We start from the raw sequence: 3,499 nt of genomic DNA, 5'->3' as shown, positions 1-3,499 counted from the left end.
GGTGGCGGCGGTGGGCGGGCGGCGGCCGGGCCGGCGGCGCAGTACCCGTCGCGGCCGGGTGGCCTGCCGGATCCGCTCCTCACCGGCGTGCGCCAGTATGTCCCGCTGGAAGAGGGCGGCCTGCATCTTGGCGGCGATCTGCCGCTGTTCCCGGGCGATCTCGGCGTCGCGGGCCTTCATCTCGGCGATCGAGCGCTCGATGTCGGCCAGGTGCTCGGCCCACTGGGGCTGGTGCGCGCCGCACTGCGGGCAGACGACGGCGGGCTTGATGTCCTGCCCGCACGAGGCGCACCTGAAGCTCTCCACGACAGTCTCCCGTCCGCCCGTGCCCCCGCACTGTGGACCTCCCAGAGGCAGCATGCCTTGAGTGGGCCGGGATTTCGACAGTTGCCGCCGCGTTCCGGACAACAAAAACGGACCGGCCGCGGGGGAGACGTTCCCCGGCGGCCGGTCCGCACGGTCAGCGGGTCAGGGGCGGCCCATGCCGCGGTACTCCCAGCCGGCCTGCGTCCACAGTGTCGAGTCGAGGCAGTTGCGCCCGTCGACCACCTTGCGGCCGTTCGCCAGCTCGCCCAGGGCGACCGGGTCGGCGTTGCGGAACTCGGCCCACTCGGTGAGCACACAGACCAGGTCGGCGCCGCGGACGGCGTCGTTCATGCTCTCCGCGTACGTCAGCTCGGGCACCGCCCGGCGCGCGTTCTCGATCCCCTGCGGGTCGAACACGTGCACGTCGGCGCCGGCCTTGCCGAGCAGCGAGGCGACCGCGAGCGCCGGCGCGTCGCGTACGTCGTCGGTGTTGGGTTTGAAGGTGGCGCCGAGCACCGCGACCCGGGTGCCGGACAGGTCCGGTCCGGCCGGGCCGGAGCGGCGGCCGAGCAGTTCGGCGGCGAGCTGCACGACGCGGCTGCGGCGGCGCTGGTTGATCAGGTCGACCTCGTGCAGGAAGCGCAGCGCCTCACCGGCGCCCAGCTCCTGCGCCCGGGCCTGGAAGGCACGGATGTCCTTGGGCAGGCAGGCGCCGCCGAAGCCCAGCCCGGCCTGGAGGAAGCGGTTGCCGATGCGCGGGTCGTAGCCGATCGAGCGGGCGAGCTGGGTGACGTCGCCGCCGGCCGCCTCGCAGACCTCGGCCATCGCGTTGATGAAGGAGATCTTGGTGGCGAGGAACGCGTTCGCGGCGACCTTGACCAGCTCGGCGGTGGCGAAGTCGGTGACCACCAGCGGCACCTCGCGGTCCTCGGTGGCGGCGAGGTCGAAGACGCCTTTGTGGGCGGCGAAGAGCATGCCGTTGGCCCACTCGCTCTTGACGCCGACCACGATCCGGTTCGGACGCAGCACGTCGTCGACGGCGAAGCCCTCCTGGAGGAACTCGGGGCTCCACGCCACCTCGACGCCGAGGTCGGTCGGGGTGTGCTTGCCGACGAGCTGCTCCACCCACTCGGCGGTGCCCACCGGCACGGTGGACTTCCCGACGATCAGCGCCTTGCGGGTCAGGTGCTGGGCGAGGCTGGTCACCGATGCCTCGACGTACGACAGGTCGGCGCCCATCCCGTCGGCCCGCTGCGGGGTCCCGACGCAGATGAAGTGGACGTCGCCGAAGTCGGCGGTCTCCTGCATGTCGGTGCTGAACCGCAGCCGGCCGGCGGCCAGGTTGCGGCGCAGCAGCTCGTCGAGGCCCGGCTCGTGGATCGGCACCTCGCCCGCGTTGAGCTTGGCGATCTTGTCCGCGTCCACGTCGAAGCCGAGCACCTCGTAACCCAGCTCCGCGTAGCAGATGGCGTAGGTCGCACCGAGGTAGCCGGTGCCGAGGAACGTCACCCGCGGGCGGGCGGCGCCGGACGGCGGGGTCACCGCGGCGATGGCGGGCATCGGCTGGGTGTTCGGGTACGGAATCGTCACGCCTGTCTTCTCCGCTCGCACTGGCGGCGCTTCCACGCGTCGCATTCTGCTGGGGCGCCGAGGCCGGGCACCGAGGGAACTGGATGTCTGCTGTGAGGGTAATGGGGTCGGGCGGTCGAGGCTCGGGCGCGAGCCTACCCGCCGGTAAGGTTCGGCCGGGGCCGGTGGCTATCCTTCAGTTTGCGGCAGTCGTCGGCCCCTGGGCGGCACAGACTGCGCATGATAGCGGTGAAAGGGGAGGGCCGACATGGCCGCAGAGCAGTCGTTCGACGTCTACCGGTTGCCGGAGGAGCACGAGGCGATCCGGGAGGCGGTCCGTGAGGTCTGTGCGGCCAAGGTGGCTCCGCACGCCGCCGAGGCGGATGAGACAGGTGAGTTCCCCAAGGCCTCCTACGAGGCTCTGCGCGCGGCCGACTTCCACGCCCCGCACATCCCGGTCGAGTACGGCGGCGCCGGCGCGGACGCGCTGGCCACGGCCATCGTGATCGAGGAGGTGGCCCGGGCCTGCGCGTCGTCCTCGCTGATCCCGGCGGTGAACAAGCTGGGCACCATGCCGCTGCTGCTGGCCGGTTCCGAGGAGCTGAAGCGCAAGTACCTCACCCCGGTCGCGGCCGGGGAGGGCATGTTCTCCTACTGCCTCTCCGAACCGGAGGCGGGCAGCGACGCCGCCTCGATGACGACCAAGGCGGTACGTGACGGAGACCACTGGGTGCTCAACGGCGTGAAGCGGTGGATCACCAACGCGGGCGTCTCCGAGTACTACACCGTGTTCGCCGTGACCGATCCCACAGCCCGGTCGAAGGGCATCTCCGCGTTCGTGGTGGAGAAGTCCGACCCGGGCGTCAGCTTCGGCGCCCCGGAGAAGAAGCTCGGCATCAAGGGCTCGCCCACCCGCGAGGTCTACTTCGACAACGTCCGGATCCCGGCCGACCGCATGATCGGCGCCGAGGGCACCGGCTTCGCCACCGCCATGAAGACGCTGGACCACACCCGGGTCACCATCGCCGCCCAGGCGGTCGGCATCGCCCAGGGCGCGCTGGACTACGCCAAGGGCTACGTCCAGGAGCGCAAGCAGTTCGGCAAGGCGGTCGCCGACTTCCAGGGCATCCAGTTCATGCTCGCCGACATGGGCATGAAGCTGGAGGCGGCGCGGCAGCTCACGTACGCCGCCGCCGGCAAGTCCGAGCGCGGCGACGCGGACCTGACCTACTTCGGCGCGGCCGCGAAGTGCTTCGCCTCGGACGCCGCCATGGAGATCACCACGGACGCGGTCCAGCTGCTCGGCGGCTACGGCTACACCCGCGACTACCCGGTCGAGCGGATGATGCGGGACGCCAAGATCACCCAGATCTACGAGGGCACCAACCAGGTCCAGCGCATCGTGATGGCGCGCCAGCTGCTCAAGGGCTGACCGCAGGGCGTTCGGGCGGGCGGGCAGGTGACACCTGCCCGCCCGCGCTCGTTCAACGGCTCTCGGTGCCCTCCGGCCGGCCCGCGCCGCGCGGGGGCGCGGACCACGGCGACTCGCTGCCGGTGCGGCGGGGCAGGGGTTCGGGGGGGGTCTCGGGGTACGCGAGCGTGGGCGGCGGCGGTGCGGGGGCCT

At 71.7% G+C, this 3,499-nt stretch carries 3 protein-coding genes; 1 reads left to right on the top strand and 2 read right to left on the bottom strand.

Annotated elements, in window-relative coordinates; all coding sequences use genetic code 11:
* Window positions 1-306, bottom strand: a 306-nt coding sequence (locus F8279_RS29430) for a hypothetical protein (RefSeq protein ID WP_151501687.1), incomplete at its 3' end; no start/stop codon positions are given.
* A 162-nt stretch (window positions 307-468) separates the two neighbouring features.
* Window positions 469-1,896, bottom strand: coding sequence for a UDP-glucose/GDP-mannose dehydrogenase family protein (locus F8279_RS29425; RefSeq protein ID WP_091418570.1), 1,428 nt, complete (start codon window positions 1,894-1,896; stop codon window positions 469-471).
* 247 nt (window positions 1,897-2,143) lie between these two features.
* Between F8279_RS29425 and F8279_RS29420 the strand changes: the two genes are divergently transcribed.
* Window positions 2,144-3,307: an acyl-CoA dehydrogenase family protein gene (locus tag F8279_RS29420; protein ID WP_151501686.1), complete on the top strand. Its 1,164-nt coding sequence runs from the start codon at window positions 2,144-2,146 to the stop codon at window positions 3,305-3,307.
* Window positions 3,308-3,499: the final 192 nt, after the last annotated feature.

Origin of the sequence: Micromonospora sp. AMSO1212t (genome assembly GCF_008868145.1) — a bacterium.
GTDB classification, from domain to species: Bacteria; Actinomycetota; Actinomycetes; order Mycobacteriales; family Micromonosporaceae; genus Micromonospora; species Micromonospora tulbaghiae.
The sequence above is the reverse complement of the archived record's forward strand: the minus strand, read 5'-3'. Positions and strand labels throughout refer to the sequence as shown.